Here is a 14,926-nt window from a genome sequence, read left to right as displayed (position 1 = left end):
GCCTCCGTGGGCAGCGGCTCGCCCCCGGGCACTCCCCTGATCCTCGCCGTCCGCGCCCCCTAGGGTCCGCCCGCCCGGGGGCACCGCGCAATTTCGCGGAAATCTCCCCGCAACCGATCCGGTGCGCGAAACGTCCAACATAGAGCGGTTCACCGCTGCCCGGCAGTCGGATCCGCCGGGGTCGACCGACCACGGGGAGAAGCATGACCGGCGGCACGACGTCACCCAGGGTGAGTGTGGTGGTGCCCACGCACGACACCGGGTCGCACATCGACAGTCTCGTGGCCTCGCTGCTGCGCCAGTCGCTGCCGTCGACGGAGTTCGAGGCGATCTTCGTGGACGACGGCTCGACCGACGACACGCCCGACCGGATGGAGAAGCTCGCCGCCGAGCACCCGCACTTCCGGGTGCTGCGCATCGAGAACTCCGGCTGGCCGTCCCGGCCGCGCAACGTCGGCGTCGCACACGCCCGGGGCGAGTACGTGCTGTTCGTCGACGACGACGACTGGCTCGGCGACGAGGCGCTCGAACGGCTGCACGACTGTGCCCGGGCGCACGACGCCGACGTGGTGATCGGCCGGATGGCCGGGCACGGTCGCGGCGTGCCACGGGAGCTGTTCCGGCGGAACCGCTTCGACGCCACCCTGGCCAACTCGCCGTTGATCGACAGCCTGACCTGCCACAAGATGTTCCGCCGCGCCTTCCTCGACGAGCACGGGCTGCGCTTCCCGGAGGGCTGGCCGCGGCGCCTGGAGGACCACCGGATGGTGGTGCGGTCCTATCTGCTGTCCCGGCGGACCTGCGTGCTGTCGGACTACACCTGCTATCACCACGCGCGCCGCGGCGACGCCGGGAACGTGACGGCCAACCGGCTGGACCCGGTGGAGTACTACGCCAGCCTGCGGGAGGCGCTGGACATCGTCGACGCGCACACCGAGCCGGGGCCGCTGCGCGACCGGCTGCACCGCCGGTGGCTGCGCAACGAGATGCTCAACCGGGTACGCGGCAGGCGGATGCTCGACGCCCCCGAGGACTGGTTGGCAGAGGTCGTACGGGAGATCCAGGGGGTGATCCGGGAGCGGTTCGCGCCCGGCGTCGCCGCCGGCCTGCCCCCGCTGCAACGGGTGCTGACGCACCTGCTCGAAGAGGGCCGCACGGCGGACCTGCGCCGGATGGCCGAGTGGGAGGCCGGCGTCCGCGCCGTCGGCGCCGTCGAACGGCACCAGCTGTCCGGCGCCACGCTGACGATCGCGGTCTCCGCCCGGCTGGAGTCGGCCGGTCGGCCCGTCGCCTTCACCGCCGACGGCGACCGGGACGTCCTGGTGCTGCCGGTCGACGGCGTCGACCCCGCGCTGCGGGAGGTGCCGGCCGTCCTCGGCCGGAGCAGGCTCGACCTGGTCGCCCGGCACGAGGTGACGAGGGAGGAGCTGTTCCTGCCGGTCACGGTCGAGCACGACTGGGTGCCCGGCTCCGCCGGCGTCCGGCACCTGCGGCACCGGGCCGTCGCCACGGTCGACACCGCCACCCTGAACGGGGGCCGCACCGCGGGCGCCTGGACGCTCAAGGTCCGCGTCACCAGCGCCGGCTGGGCCGAGGACGGCCACCTGCGGCTGCGGCTGTGGTTCCCCGCCGACGGCGCCGCCCCGGTGGTGGAGGACTACCAGCGTTTCTGGCCCCGCCTGCGCCGGGCCGTCCGGCGCCGCCTCGGGCGCCCCTGACCGGGCCGCCCGCCGGCCCTCGGCGGGGCCGGGGAAGGGCTTCCCCCGGCCCCGGCTGGAGCTGGTCGGGCCGGCCGCCTCGAACGGCCCGTACCTTCGGGTCTGGCTCACCGACCAGCCGGTGCGCACCGACACCGCCGGGTGGCGGTCCTCGACGACGGCCGGTGGGTCGAGCTGGGCCGGCTCAGGGGCAACCGGGGCGACCAGGGGTACGAGATCCCGGCCGACGTCGGCCTGGCCGGCCTGACCAGCGTCGCCATCTGGTGCGAGCGGTTCGCCGTCCCGTTCGGCGCGGCACCCCTGGCGGCGCCCCGCTGATCCGCCGGCCGCGCCCCCTGCGAGTGGAGTGGCGCTCTCGACCGATCGCCGACGGGCTGAGAAACTGTGTGCCGGTCAGTGGGTTGGGGGATGGATGAGCAACGGCTGGGTGCTGCCCGACGAGGTGCTCCGGGACGCGCCGGCGTACACGCCGCGCCCTGGTGAGCTCGCCGACCTGGAGCTGCTGCTGACCGGGGCGTACGCCCCGCTGGCCGGCTTCATGACCCGCGCCGACCTGGTCTCCGTCGCCCGCCGGGGGCGGCTCGCCGACGGCGCCCCCTGGCCGGTGGCGGTGACGCTCCAGGTGCCCGCGGCGCTCGCCGCGGGCCTGGACCCGCGCGACGAGGCGCGCCGGCTCCTGGTGCTGACCGACGGCGAGGGCGCGCCGGTGGCGGCGCTGGAGGTCGCCGACGTCTGGCAGGTCCGCGACGGGGTGGCCGGCGTCGGGGGCGCGGTGCGCCGGCTCGGCGACGGCGGTCACGGCCCGTTCCAGCGGCTGCGCCGCACCCCGGAGGAGGTACGCGCGCTGCTGCCCCCCGGCCGGGTGCTCGGGGTGGTCGCCGACCGACCGCTGCACCGGCCCCAGCTCGCGCAGATCGCCCACGCCGCCCGGACGCTCGGCGCCCACCTGCTGGTGATGATCCCCGTCGGGGAGGACGGCACCGGCGGGCTGCCCCCGGAGGCGCTGGTGCGCAGCGTCTTCGCCGCCCGCGACCGGATGCCGCCGGCCACCCTGGTCGCCGTGCCGCTCACCCGGCGCCGCGACGAGATCACCGACGCACTGCTGCGCGCCCGGGTGTCGGCGGCGTACGGCGTGACGCACCTGCTCTCGACGGGCGAGACGCTCTCCGGCGCGGGCCTGCGGGTGCTGGTGCCGCGCGAGCTGGCCTACGACAACCGCGACGGGCAGTGGCGCTGGCGGGAGGACATCCCACCGCGCAACCGGCGCCTGGCGCTGACCCAGGCGGAGATCGAGGACCTGCTCGACCGGGGCTTCCCGCTGCCCGAGTGGCACACCCCGCCGGCGGTGGCGAGGGAGCTGGCCCGGGCTCGGCCGCCCCGGCGGCACCGCGGCCTGGTGGTCTTCCTGACCGGGCTGTCGGGCTCCGGCAAGTCGACAATCGCGCGCGGCCTCGCCGACGCGCTGCGCGAGCAGGGCGACCGGACGATCACGCTGCTCGACGGCGACGTGGTGCGCCGCGAGCTCTCCGCCGGCCTGGGCTTCAGCAAGGCCGACCGCGACCTCAACGTACGGCGGATCGGCTGGGTGGCCGCCGAGATCGCGCGGCACCGCGGCGTCGGCATCTGCTGCCCCATCGCCCCGTACGCGCAGGCGCGCGCGACGGCCCGCGAGATGGCCCTGGCGGCCGGGGCGGGCTTCCTGCTGGTGCACGTCGCGACGCCGCTGGAGGTCTGTGAGCAGCGCGACCGCAAGGGCCTGTACGCGCGGGCCCGGGCCGGCCTGCTCACCGGGATGACCGGCATCGACGACCCCTACGAGGAGCCGACCGACGCGGATCTCGTCGTCGACACCAGTGAGCTGACGGTCGACGAGGCGGTCCAGGCCGTCCTGCACCACCTGACCGAGACCGGCTGGGTCGAGCCGCGGCTGCAGTCCATCTGATCCTCGCCCGTTTCCTTCCGTGGGTCGTCCGCGCGCGCTAGTGTTCATCTTTGTTCGAACACGTTTGACCGCGTGAGCGCGGGAGCACGGAGGTGCGGCAGTTTGCTCGCTCAGCAGCGCCAGGCGGCCATCCTCGACCGGGTACGCGCCACCGGCGGCGTGCGGGTCACGGAGCTGGCCGCCGAGTTCGGCGTCTCCGACATGACCATCCGGCGCGACCTGGAAGCGCTCGACGAGCGCGGCCTGCTGGCGAAGGTGCACGGCGGCGCGACGGTCGCCGGCCCCGGCTCGACCGACGAACCGGGGTTCCGCGCCAAGTCGGTGCGGCAACTGGCGGAGAAGGCCGCCATCGCCGGGCGTGCGGCGGAGCTGGTCCGGCCGGGCGCCGCGATCGCCCTCTCCGCCGGCACCACCACCGCGGAGCTGGCCCGCCGGCTGGTCGACGTGCCGGGCCTGACCGTGGTCACCAACTCGCTGCCGGTGGCCGAGATCCTGCACGCCGGCGGCCGCCCGGACCAGACCGTGGTGCTCACCGGCGGGGTGCGTACGCCCTCCGACGCCCTGGTCGGGCCGCTGGCCGTCGGCGCGGTCCGGTCCCTGCACCTGGACATGCTCTTCCTCGGCGTGCACGGGATCACCGAGCGGGCCGGCTTCACCACCCCTAACCTGATGGAGGCCGAGACCGACCGGGCGCTGGTGGCCGCGGCCGACCGGCTGGTGGTGCTGGCCGACCACACCAAGTGGGGCACGGTCGGCATCTCCTCCATCGTCGAGCTCTCCGCCGCCCACGTGCTGGTCACCGACGACCGGTTGCCCCCGGACGCGCGACGGGTGCTCGACGACCGGGTCGGCGAGCTGGTGATCGTGCCGGTGGCGGACGGGGAACGGGCGGCCGCCCGCACGGCCCCCGCCACGGAAGGGGTGGCCCGGTGAAGCGCACCACGATCGAGCTGGCCGACGGCCGCGAGCTCGTCTACTTCGACGAGCGGGACGACGCCGTCCGCGACCAGCCGGACCGGCGCGAGCTGCCCCCGCCGCCGCCCGCGTCACAGCTGCGATTCGACCCGCTGACCGACGAATGGGTGGCGGTCGCCGTGCACCGCCAGACCCGCACCTTCCTCCCGCCGGCCGACCAGTGCCCGCTCTGCCCCAGCACCACCGAGCGGCACAGCGAGATCCCGGCGCCCGACTACGACGTCGCCGTCTTCGAGAACCGGTTCCCGTCGCTGAGCGGCCGGGTGGCCGACGAGCCGGCCGAGATCACCCCGTTCACCCCGGTCCGGCCCGGGCTGGGGCGCTGCGAGGTGGTCTGCTTCACCGACGACCACCACGCCTCGTTCGCGAGCCTGCCGCCGCGCCGCGTGCGCACCGTGCTCGACGCGCTCGCCGACCGCACCGCCGTGCTCGGCGGGCTGCCCGGCGTCGAGCAGGTGTTCTGCTTCGAGAACCGGGGCGTGGAGATCGGCGTGACCCTGCACCACCCGCACGGCCAGATCTACGCGTACCCCTTCGTGACGCCACGCACCCGGGCGCTCCTGGCCGCCGCCCGGCGGCACGCGGACCGCACCGGCGGGCGCAACCTCTACGCCGACGTGCTCGCCGCCGAACGGGCCGCGGGCGACCGGGTGGTCGCCGCCAACGAGCACTGGACGGCGTACGTCCCGGCGGCGGCGCGCTGGCCGTTCGAGGTGCACGTCGCCCCGCACCGGCCGGTGCCGGACATCCCGGCGCTCGACGACGCCGAGCGGGACGCCTTCGGGCCGCTCTACCTCGACGTGCTGCGCCGCTTCGACGGGCTGTTCGACCTGCCGATGCCCTACATCGCCGCCTGGCACCAGGCCCCGGTACGCGTCGACCGCGAGCTGGGCCACCTGCACCTGCAGCTGTTCAGCATCCGGCGGGCGAAGGACAAGCTGAAGTACCTGGCCGGCTCGGAGTCCGGCATGGGCGTCTTCATCAACGACATCGCCCCGGAACGCGCCGCCGAGCTCCTTCGCGCCGCCTGAGCCACCGGCCCGCGCAGACGGTGCGCGCGGGGCCCGGGGCGGTGCACGCGGGGGCCCGGGCACGGTGCGGGGCCCCGGAGCCCATGGCGGTGCACGCGGGGCACGGGCCCGGGAAACGGTGCGGGACAAGGGGGCCTGGGACGGAGCGCGGGGCGGCGCACGAGCCGGGACGGGGCGTGCGAGGCACGAGGCCCGGGACAGGGCGCGCGGCGCAGAAGCCCGAGACCGGGCGCGCGGGGCACGAGGCCCGGGACAGGGCGCGGGGGGCCCGGGACAGGGCCCCCCGCAGGGAAGGGACGGCTGGCTGTGCGCGACAGCCGGGAAGGCTGGCTGATCGGCACGCTTGCCGCGAGGCGACCGCGGTCAACCTTCCTGGACGCGACTGGCATCTCGTCCACCCAGGTCAACGAGGCGCGCCGAGCCAGGTGACGCGGCCCGGCGCGTCGCCGGCCGACACGCCGCCAGCCGGTGGCAACCGAAGCGATCCTGGCAGGAAACAGCCCTCCGAGGGGCCCTCCGCTACCAGGATCTGAAAACCGGCGGAACGGCAGGAGCCCACCGGCGGCCACCGGGACGGCAGGAGCCCGCCGGCGGGTGCCGGCGGGCTCCTGTGTGACACGGCGGCGGCACCACGACGGTGCCGCCAGGTGTGCCCGGAGGATCAGGCGGAGAGCCTGCGCGCCAGGTTCTCGTCCAGCGCGGCCATGAACTCGTCGGTGGTCAGCCACGGGGCGTCCCGCGAGATGAGCAGCGCGAGGTCCTTGGTCATCTGGCCGCCCTCGACGGTGTCGATGATGACCTGCTCCAGGGTGTCGGCGAACTCGGTGACCGCCGGGGTGCCGTCCAGCTTGCCCCGGTGGGCGAGGCCCCGGGTCCAGGCGTAGATCGACGCGATCGGGTTGGTCGAGGTCTTCTCGCCCTTCTGCCACTGCCGGTAGTGCCGGGTGACGGTGCCGTGGGCGGCCTCGGCCTCGACCGTGCGGCCGTCCGGGGTCATCAGCACCGAGGTCATCAGGCCCAGCGAGCCGAAGCCCTGCGCGACGGTGTCGGACTGCACGTCACCGTCGTAGTTCTTGCAGGCCCAGACGAAGCCGCCCTCCCACTTCAGCGCGGCGGCGACCATGTCGTCGATCAGCCGGTGCTCGTAGCTGATGCCGGCGGCCTCGAACTCGGCCTTGAACTCGTTCTCGAACACCTCGGCGAAGATGTCCTTGAAGCGGCCGTCGTACGCCTTGAGGATGGTGTTCTTGGTCGACAGGTAGACCGGGTAGCCGCGGTCCAGGCCGTAGCGCATCGAGGCGCGGGCGAAGTCCCGGATCGACTCGTCGAAGTTGTACATGCCCATGGCGACGCCGCCGCCGGGGAAGTTGGCGACCTCCATCTCCATCGGGGCGCCGCCGTCGGCCGGCTGGTAGGTGATGGTCACCGTGCCGGGGCCGGGGACGACGAAGTCGGTGGCCTTGTACTGGTCACCGTGGGCGTGCCGGCCGATGATGATCGGCTTGGTCCAGCCGGGGACGAGCCGCGGCACGTTGGACATGATGATCGGCTCGCGGAAGACGACGCCGCCGAGGATGTTGCGGATGGTGCCGTTCGGCGACCGCCACATCTTCTTCAGGCCGAACTCCTCGACCCGGGCCTCGTCCGGGGTGATGGTCGCGCACTTGACGCCGACGCCGTGCTCCTTGATGGCGTTGGCGGCGTCGACGGTGACCTGGTCGTCGGTCTCGTCGCGGTGCTGGATCGACAGGTCGTAGTAGTGCAGGTCGACGTCGAGGTAGGGCAGGATCAGCTGCTCCCGGATCTGCTTCCAGATAATCCGGGTCATCTCGTCGCCGTCGAGCTCCACGACCGGGTTGTTTACCTTGATCTTCGCCATCGACCGGCGCTCCTCTCGGGGGACACGTGCTCAAGCAGTACGAGCGTACTGGAAACTGGCCGGCAGCCCCCAGCCGGCCTCGGTCGGGCCGGATAACGGGATGCACGGCGCGCGATTCCGCTGGCATCATCGCCCGATGCCACCGCGCCGCACCCTCGGGTCTATCACGGTCACCGCGCTCACCGACGGGGAGGGGCCGTTCTTCCAACCCCGTGAGGAGGCCTTCCCGGACGCCACCGGCGAGCACTGGCGGGCGGCCGACCGACGGGACCCGGGCGCGGTGACCGCCGACGGGCGGTGGTGGCTGCCGTTCCGCAGCTTCGCGATCCGCGCCGGGGACGGCCCGGTGACCCTGGTCGACGCCGGGATCGGCCCGGCCGACTCCCCCGCCGCGAGCTGGGCGCCGGTGCCCGGTCGGCTGCCCGCCGAGCTCGCCGCCGCCGGCATCGACCCGGCCGACGTGCGCACGGTGGTGCTCACCCACCTGCACTCCGACCACATCGGCTGGGCGGTCACCGGCTCACCGGGCACGCCGTACTTCCCGAACGCCGACTACGTGCTCCAGCGGGCCGAACTGGCCGCCGTGGAGAGCGTCAACCCGGCGCTGCCGGCCGGCCTGATCGCGCCGTTGCGCGCCGCCGGCCAGCTCCGGGTGGTCGACGGCGAGGAGCGGATCGACCCGGGCGTACGGCTGCTGCCGACCCCGGGCCACACGCCCGGGCACCAGTCGGTGCTGCTGGAGGTGGGGGACGAGCGCCTGCTGCTCACCGGCGACCTGCTGGTCCACGCCGTGCAACTGGTCGACCCGGAGCTGGCGTACGCCCACGAGATGGACCCGGAGGCGGCCCGCACCTCCCGCACCACCCTGCTGCGCACCCTCACCGCCCGAGGCCCCATCGTCCTCGCCACCCCCCACCTCACCCCTCCGTTCCTCCCCCTCCAACCCCCACCCACCGGTCCCCGCCCGTCACCCCGTTGATCACGAAGTTGCCGCGACAGGCCGAGGCGGGCGACAACAACCTCATGGTCGACCGCATGGGTGGGGGCGGAGACGGCGGAAGGGGCACGCCTGGTGTGGCGTGCCCCTTCCGGAGGTGGTGCTCAGGTCACATGTTGGCGACGTCGGCCTGCTTGGCGCGGACGGCCTCGGCGGCCTCCTTCAGGCTGGCCAGCTCGTCGGCGTCCAGGTCGGTCTCGACGACCCGCTTGACGCCCTCGGCGCCGATCTCGGCCTCGACGCCCAGGTAGACGCCGGAGATGCCGTACTCGCCGTCGACCCAGGCGCAGACCGGCATGACCTCGCCGGAGTCCTCCGCGACGGCCTTGGCCATCCGGGCGGCGGCGGCCGACGGCGCGTAGTAGGCCGAGCCGGTCTTGAGCAGCGCGACCACCTCGGCGCCGCCGTTGCGGGTCTTGACGACCAGCTCCTCGATCTGCTCGGCCGGCATCGCCTCACGCAGCGGCTTGCCGTCCACGGTGCTCTTCGACGGCACCGGCACCATGGTGTCGCCGTGCGAGCCGAGGGTCAGGGTCTTGACCGACTTCACCGGTACGCTCAGCGCCTCGGCCACGAAGTTGGTGAACCGGGCGGTGTCCAGCATGCCGGCCTGGCCGAGCACGCGGTTCTTCGGGAACTGCGTGGCGAGCTGGGCCAGCGCGGTCATCTCGTCCAGCGGGTTGGACACGACGATGACGACGGCGTTCGGGGCGTACTTGGCGACGTTCTCGGAGACCTGACGGACGATCTTGGCGTTCGTCTCCAGCAGGTCCATCCGGCTCATGCCCGGCTTGCGCGGCAGGCCGGCGGTGATCACCACGACGTCCGAGCCCTCGATGGCCTCGTAGCCCTCGCCGTTCGGGCCCGTGGTCACGCCGACCACCTTGGTCTCGAAGCCCTCGATCGCGCGCGACTGGTTGAGGTCCAGGGCGAGACCCGCGGGCTTGCCCTCCACGATGTCGGTGATCACGACGGTGTCGAAGACGTCGTACTCGGCCAGGCGCTGCGCGGTGGTGGAGCCGTAGAAGCCGGCCCCGACGACAGTGACCTTCTTACCCATGGTCGTCCCACTCCCTGCTACCAGTCGGTTTTCCGGACCGTATCAGTCATCCTGACACCGATCGGGCCAGGGGCGGCGGCCATCGCCGGGATGGGGCGAACGTCACCGCCGTCCCGCCCGCCGGGCGGGACCAAGCGAGGGACTCACCCGGTTGGGGCCGGGCGGACGCACCACCGGCCGGGGCCGGGCGCCGGCCCCACCGGTTGGGGAGCCGGGCGGTTCAGTCGCGCTCGGCGCGCTCCACGACGTTGGTCAGCAGCATCGCGCGGGTCATCGGGCCGACGCCGCCCGGCATGGGCACGAGCTTGCCGGCCACCTCGGCGGCCTCGGGGGCGACGTCGCCGGTGTAGCGGCCCTTGCCGTCCGGGCCGATCACCCGGGTGATGCCGACGTCGACCACGACCGCGCCCGGCGTGACCATGTCGGCGGTGAGCAGCCCCGGCACGCCGGCGGCCACGATGACGATGTCGGCGGCCCGCGTGTGGGCGGCCAGGTCGAGGGTGCCGGTGTGGCACAGGGTCACCGTGGCGTTCTCGCTGCGCCGGGTGAGCAGCAGGCCGAGCGGGCGGCCGACCGTGTTGCCCCGGCCGACCACCGCGACCCTGGCCCCGCGCAGCGCCACGTCGTGCCGGCGGAGCAGCTCGACGATCCCACGCGGGGTGCAGGGCAGCGGGCCGTCGTAGCCGAGGACGAGCCGGCCCAGGTTGACCGGGTGCAGGCCGTCGGCGTCCTTGTCGGGGTCGATCAGCTCCAGCACCCGCTGGGTGTCGAGGTGGCCCGGCAGCGGCAGCTGGACGATGTAGCCGTGGCAGGCCGGGTCGGCGTTCAGCTCGGCGAGCACGGCGTCGACCTGCTCCTGGGTGGCGTCGGCCGGCAGCTCCCGGCGGATCGAGGCGATGCCCACCTCGGCGCAGTCGCGGTGCTTGCCGTTGACGTACGCCTGGGAGCCCGGGTCGGCGCCGACCAGGACGGTGCCCAGCCCCGGGGTGATGCCGCGTTCCGCCAGTGCCTTGACCCGCGTCCGCAGCTCGTCCTTGATCTCGGCCGCGGTCGCCTTGCCGTCCAGAAGCGTCGCCGTCACGCCCAGATCGTCTCACGGTCGGCGCCCGGTGGGCTGACGACCTGCGCCAGCCCACCGGTGATCACGTTGAGTGACGTGGCCTTAGTCACTGTGAGTTATCCTCCGTCGGCCCGGTCACACCCGGATCCGGACGAGCGGACCGCGACGGCGCTGATCGCGGACGCTGGTCCCGAAACGACTCAGGGAGGGCAAGGAGCACCGGCGAACACCACCGACGACGAGACATCTCCCACGTCGGGCGCGATGCGGCACCGACCGGGCACTACCAGGCCGAGCCAGCCAGGGCAAGGCCCCGAACGCGCCCCGTGATTGCTTCGCAACGCACTCGTTGTCGAACGCCGACCTGCGGCCTACCGTTGCCCAACGTTGCGCAGCGTAAACCCAGCGTCGGGCCCGACTGCGCAGCGTGAGGAGATGAGGAGGCTACATGCGTGTTCGCAGGCTCGCTACCTGGACCGCCCTCCCGCTCGCGGTGACCCTGGGCCTGGTGGCCTGCGGCTCGGGCGGCGACGGCGGATCCGGCGAGAGCAACCCCGACGCGGCCGTGCGGATCGAGATCGCCGAGCCGCAGCACCTGGTGCCGACCAACACCAACGAGACGAGCGGCTCGCAGGTGCTCGCCGCCCTGTTCAGCCCGCTGGTCGACTACGACGAGGCCAACAAGCCGTACGAGGTGGCGGCCGAGTCGGTCACGTCCGAGGACAACACCACCTGGACCGTCAAGCTCAAGGACGGCTACACCTTCCACAACGGCGAGAAGGTCACCGCCGACAGCTACATCGACGCGTGGAACTACGGTGCCTACGCCCCCAACGGTCAGAACTCGAGCTACTTCTTCGAGAAGGTCGCGGGCTACGAGGACCTGCAGGGCGAGACGCCGAAGGCGAAGACGCTGTCCGGCCTGAAGAAGGTCGACGACCTGACCTTCACGGTCACGCTGACCGAGCCGTACAGCGAGTTCAAGAGCATGCTCGGCTACACCGCCTTCTATCCGATGCCGAAGGCCGCGTTCTCCGCGCCCGGCGTGCTGGCCGAGGGGTACGAGCAGGCGCCGATCGGCCAGGGTCCGTTCAAGATGAAGGGCACCTGGCAGCACGACGCCAAGGTCGAGGTCGAGAAGTACGACGCCTTCCCCGGCGAGAAGCCGAAGGTGGCCGGCGTCGAGTTCCGGATCTACCAGCAGCCGACGGCCGCGTACGCGGACGTGCTCTCGGACAACCTGGACGTCATCAAGACCATCCCGACCGAGAACCTGTCGACGGCCGCCACCGACCTCGGTGACCGGTTCCAGCAGAGCCCTGCCTCGTCGCTCCAGGTGCTGGCCTTCCCGACGTTCCAGAAGGAGTTCAGCAACCCGGACGTGCGCAAGGCCATCTCGATGGCGATCGACCGGGACGAGATCACCAAGTCGATCTTCAAGGACTCGCAGCAGCCGGCCCGCTCGTTCGTCTCGCCGGTCGTCGCCGGCTACCGCGACAACACCATCGGCGAGGCCGGCGAGTTCGACCCGGCCAAGGCCAAGGCGCTCTACCAGGCCGCGGGCGGTCCGGCGAAGATCGAGCTGTCCTACAACGGTGACGGCGGCCACAAGGACTGGATCGACGCGACCTGCAACCAGCTCAAGGCCAACCTGGGCGTGGACTGCGTGGGCACCGCCGAGCCGAAGTTCGCGGACCTGCTGACCAAGGTCAAGGCCAAGCAGCCGGTGGGCCTGTTCCGGATGGGCTGGGTCATGGACTACCCGTCCATGGAGAACTACCTGGGCCCGCTGTACAGCAGCAACGGCTCGTCGAACTACTACGGCTACAGCAACCCGGCGTTCGACAAGCTGCTCGCCGAGGGCGCCAGCGCCGCGAACGAGGACGAGGCGATCAAGAAGTACCAGGCGGCGGAGGGCCTGCTGGCGCAGGACCTGCCGGTGATCCCGCTGCGGTACGGCCAGAACAACTTCGGCCACTCGACCAAGGTCAAGAACGTGGAGATGGATCTCTTCGACCGGATCGACCTGCTGAAGATCGAGGCCGTCAAGTAACACCACGGCAGAACGGGTCGGGCCATCGGCGGACGGTGGCCCGACCCGCCTTCCTCTTCGCCCTTTTTCAGAGAGACTGCCAAGTATGTTCCGCTTCATCCTGCGGCGCCTGCTCCAGATGGTCCTCGCGTTCTTCGGGACCACGCTGATCGTCTACGCGCTGATGTTCGCCGGCCAGGGCGACCCCATCCAGGCGCTCGCCGGCGAGCGACCGGTCACCGCCGCGCAGCGGGCATACCTGACGGAGAAGTTCCACCTCGACCAGACCGGGGTCGGCGGCTTCTTCTACCGCTACTTCGACTACATCAAGAACCTGCTGCGGGGCGACCTCGGGCAGTCCCTCACCGGACGCTCGATCGGCGACATCCTGGCCGCCGCCTGGCCGGTCACGGTCAAGCTGGCGCTGATCGCCATGGCCGTCACCATCCTCTTCGGGGTCACCGCCGGCGTGCTCGCCGGCATTCGGCGGGCCAGCATCTTCGACAACTCGACGCTGCTGCTGACGCTGCTGGTGCTCGGCATCCCGACGATCGTGCTCGCCCCGCTCGCGCAGTACTTCCTCGGCGTCAGGTGGCAGCTCTTCCCGCCCACCGCCGGCGCCGACCCCGACCTGTACGCGCTGCTGCTGCCCGGCATCGTGCTCGGCTCCCTCTCCCTGGCCACCGCGCTGCGGCTGACCCGGACCTCGGTGGCCGAGAACCTGCGCGCCGACTACGTCCGCACCGCCCGCTCGAAGGGCCTGGTCAAACGGCGGATCGTCAGCGTGCACGTGCTACGCAACTCGCTCATCCCGGTGGTCACCTTCCTCGGCGTCGAACTGGGCAACCTGATGAGCGGCGCGATCATCACCGAGGGCGTGTTCAACATCCCCGGTGTCGGCTTCAACCTCTTCCGCGGCATCCGCACCGAGGACGGCCCGCTGGTGGTGGGCATCGTCAGCGTGCTCGTCGTGGTCTACCTCGTCTCCAACCTGGTGGTGGACGTCCTGTACGCCGTACTCGACCCGAGGATCCGCTATGAGTGAGCGCAGCGAACGAATCGGCAACGCGGTGTTTCGCGGCTCGGCGCGCCCCGGAGCGCAGCGAGGGGGCGGGCCGACAGCGCGCAGCGAACGAATCGGCAGCGCGGTGTTTCGCGGCTCGGCGCGCCCCGGAGCGCAGCGAGGGGGCGGGCCGACAGCGCGCAGCGAAGGAATCGGGCATGAGTGACTTCGAGACCGTCGCCGCGAGCGAGAACCAGGCCGCGCGGCGAGGGCCGTCGGGTGAGCCCGGCGCGCCGAACCAGGTGGGCGTACCGCAGAAGCCCCGCAGCCTGGCCGGCGACGCCTGGCGCGACCTGCGCCGCAAGCCGATCTTCTGGATCAGCCTCACCCTGGTGGTGCTGGTCGCCGCCATGGCCGCCGCACCCGGCCTGTTCACCGCCAACGACCCCCGCGACTGCGTGCTGGCCCGCCAGCACGCCGGCCCGTCCGGCGGGGCGATCTTCGGGTACGACTTCCAGGGCTGCGACACCTACTCGCGGGCGGTGTACGGCGCCCGCGCGTCGCTGCTGGTCGGGGCGCTCTCCGCGCTGCTCACCGGCCTGATCGCGCTCGCCGTGGGGATGCTGGCCGGCTACTTCGGCCGCTGGGTCGACGCGGTGCTCTCCCGGGTGATCGACATCGTCCTCGGCATTCCGCTCCTGCTCGCCGCGATCGTGCTGCTCAAGCGGGTGAACAGCGACAGCTCCGCGGTCCGGATCGGCGCGGTGATCTTCGTGCTGGCGATCCTCGGCTGGACCACGGCCGCCCGCGTCGTCCGCTCCTCGGTGATCACCGCCAAGGAGCAGGACTACGTGGCGGCGGCCCGGATGCTCGGCGCCGGCGACGGTCGGATCATGCTGCGGCACATCCTGCCGAACGCGCTCGCCCCGGCGATCGTGGTGCTGACCATCGCGCTCGGTTCCTTCATCGCGGCCGAGGCCACGCTCTCCTTCCTCGGCATCGGCCTGAGGGCGCCGACCATCTCCTGGGGCATCGACATCGACTCCGGGCGGGTGCACATGCGGGAGTCGGCCACCCCGCTGATCGTCCCCTCGGCCTTCCTCGCGCTGACCGTGCTGGCGTTCATCATGCTCGGCGACGCGATCCGCGACGCGTTCGACCCGAAGCTGCGGTGACGGGTGCGAGCACGCGAAACGAGCCGGGCAGTCGTGAACGACAGGCAGCGGCCG

Annotated in this window: 11 protein-coding genes and 1 pseudogene; 9 read left to right on the top strand and 3 right to left on the bottom strand. The window is 72.5% G+C overall.

Going from position 1 to position 14,926, the window contains the following annotated elements:
* Positions 1-203 precede the first annotated feature (203 nt).
* The 5 genes and pseudogenes from GA0070606_RS20440 (at position 204) to galT (ending at position 5,666) form a co-directional block, all read left to right on the top strand.
* Positions 204-1,718: a glycosyltransferase family 2 protein gene (locus tag GA0070606_RS20440; RefSeq protein ID WP_091103003.1), complete on the top strand. Its 1,515-nt coding sequence runs from the start codon at positions 204-206 to the stop codon at positions 1,716-1,718.
* Between the two features lie 52 nt (positions 1,719-1,770).
* Positions 1,771-2,036: pseudogene (locus GA0070606_RS20435) on the top strand (DM13 domain-containing protein); the annotation flags it as partial.
* A 94-nt stretch (positions 2,037-2,130) separates the two neighbouring features.
* Complete coding sequence (cysC, locus tag GA0070606_RS20430) at positions 2,131-3,660, top strand: adenylyl-sulfate kinase (protein ID WP_091102999.1); 1,530 nt, start codon at positions 2,131-2,133, stop codon at positions 3,658-3,660.
* Between the two features lie 102 nt (positions 3,661-3,762).
* Entirely contained in the window at positions 3,763-4,593 is an 831-nt protein-coding gene (locus tag GA0070606_RS20425) for a DeoR/GlpR family DNA-binding transcription regulator (protein WP_091102997.1), read from the top strand.
* On the top strand, positions 4,590-5,666 hold the full coding sequence (galT, locus tag GA0070606_RS20420; RefSeq protein ID WP_091102994.1) for a galactose-1-phosphate uridylyltransferase: 1,077 nt from the start codon (positions 4,590-4,592) through the stop codon (positions 5,664-5,666). Before GA0070606_RS20425 ends, galT begins: the two co-directional genes overlap by 4 nt.
* Positions 5,667-6,327: 661 nt before the next feature.
* Here the strand turns inward: galT and GA0070606_RS20415 are convergent.
* Positions 6,328-7,545 carry an NADP-dependent isocitrate dehydrogenase gene (locus GA0070606_RS20415; RefSeq protein ID WP_091102989.1) on the bottom strand — a complete coding sequence of 406 codons (1,218 nt, stop codon included), beginning with the start codon at positions 7,543-7,545 and terminating at the stop codon, positions 6,328-6,330.
* A gap of 136 nt (positions 7,546-7,681) precedes the next feature.
* On the opposite strand from GA0070606_RS20415, the gene GA0070606_RS20410 reads away from it, so the two are divergent.
* Positions 7,682-8,524, top strand: coding sequence for an MBL fold metallo-hydrolase (locus GA0070606_RS20410; protein ID WP_091102985.1), 843 nt, complete (start codon positions 7,682-7,684; stop codon positions 8,522-8,524).
* A gap of 127 nt (positions 8,525-8,651) precedes the next feature.
* On the opposite strand, the gene GA0070606_RS20405 is transcribed toward GA0070606_RS20410, so the two are convergent.
* Entirely contained in the window at positions 8,652-9,602 is a 951-nt protein-coding gene (locus tag GA0070606_RS20405; protein ID WP_091102982.1) for a malate dehydrogenase, read from the bottom strand.
* A 220-nt stretch (positions 9,603-9,822) separates the two neighbouring features.
* Positions 9,823-10,683, bottom strand: a complete 861-nt coding sequence (locus tag GA0070606_RS20400) for a bifunctional methylenetetrahydrofolate dehydrogenase/methenyltetrahydrofolate cyclohydrolase (protein ID WP_091102978.1) — start codon at positions 10,681-10,683, stop codon at positions 9,823-9,825.
* Between the two features lie 427 nt (positions 10,684-11,110).
* Here GA0070606_RS20400 and GA0070606_RS20395 point away from each other — a divergent pair, with 427 nt between their 5' ends.
* The 3 genes from GA0070606_RS20395 (at position 11,111) to GA0070606_RS20385 (ending at position 14,872) form a co-directional block, all read left to right on the top strand.
* Positions 11,111-12,715, top strand: a complete 1,605-nt coding sequence (locus tag GA0070606_RS20395; RefSeq protein WP_091102974.1) for a peptide ABC transporter substrate-binding protein — start codon at positions 11,111-11,113, stop codon at positions 12,713-12,715.
* 85 nt (positions 12,716-12,800) lie between these two features.
* Positions 12,801-13,739 carry an ABC transporter permease gene (locus GA0070606_RS20390; RefSeq protein ID WP_091102970.1) on the top strand — a complete coding sequence of 313 codons (939 nt, stop codon included), beginning with the start codon at positions 12,801-12,803 and terminating at the stop codon, positions 13,737-13,739.
* A gap of 176 nt (positions 13,740-13,915) precedes the next feature.
* Positions 13,916-14,872, top strand: coding sequence for an ABC transporter permease (locus tag GA0070606_RS20385; RefSeq protein ID WP_091102967.1), 957 nt, complete (start codon positions 13,916-13,918; stop codon positions 14,870-14,872).
* Positions 14,873-14,926 lie beyond the last annotated feature (54 nt).

It is taken from the genome of Micromonospora citrea, assembly GCF_900090315.1.
GTDB classification, from domain to species: Bacteria; Actinomycetota; Actinomycetes; order Mycobacteriales; family Micromonosporaceae; genus Micromonospora; species Micromonospora citrea.
The sequence above is the reverse complement of the archived record's forward strand: the minus strand, read 5'-3'. Positions and strand labels throughout refer to the sequence as shown.

Bases quoted from the DNA above. Each gene is read 5' to 3' on its own strand.
- GA0070606_RS20440 (WP_091103003.1), top strand. From the start codon at position 204: ATGACCGGCGGCACGACGTCACCCAGGGTGAGTGTGGTGGTGCCCACG.
- cysC (WP_091102999.1), top strand. From the start codon at position 2,131: ATGAGCAACGGCTGGGTGCTGCCCGACGAGGTGCTCCGGGACGCGCCG.
- GA0070606_RS20415 (WP_091102989.1), bottom strand. From the start codon at position 7,545: ATGGCGAAGATCAAGGTAAACAACCCGGTCGTGGAGCTCGACGGCGAC.
- GA0070606_RS20410 (WP_091102985.1), top strand. From the start codon at position 7,682: ATGCCACCGCGCCGCACCCTCGGGTCTATCACGGTCACCGCGCTCACC.
- GA0070606_RS20405 (WP_091102982.1), bottom strand. From the start codon at position 9,602: ATGGGTAAGAAGGTCACTGTCGTCGGGGCCGGCTTCTACGGCTCCACC.
- GA0070606_RS20395 (WP_091102974.1), top strand. From the start codon at position 11,111: ATGCGTGTTCGCAGGCTCGCTACCTGGACCGCCCTCCCGCTCGCGGTG.
- GA0070606_RS20390 (WP_091102970.1), top strand. From the start codon at position 12,801: ATGTTCCGCTTCATCCTGCGGCGCCTGCTCCAGATGGTCCTCGCGTTC.
- GA0070606_RS20385 (WP_091102967.1), top strand. From the start codon at position 13,916: ATGAGTGACTTCGAGACCGTCGCCGCGAGCGAGAACCAGGCCGCGCGG.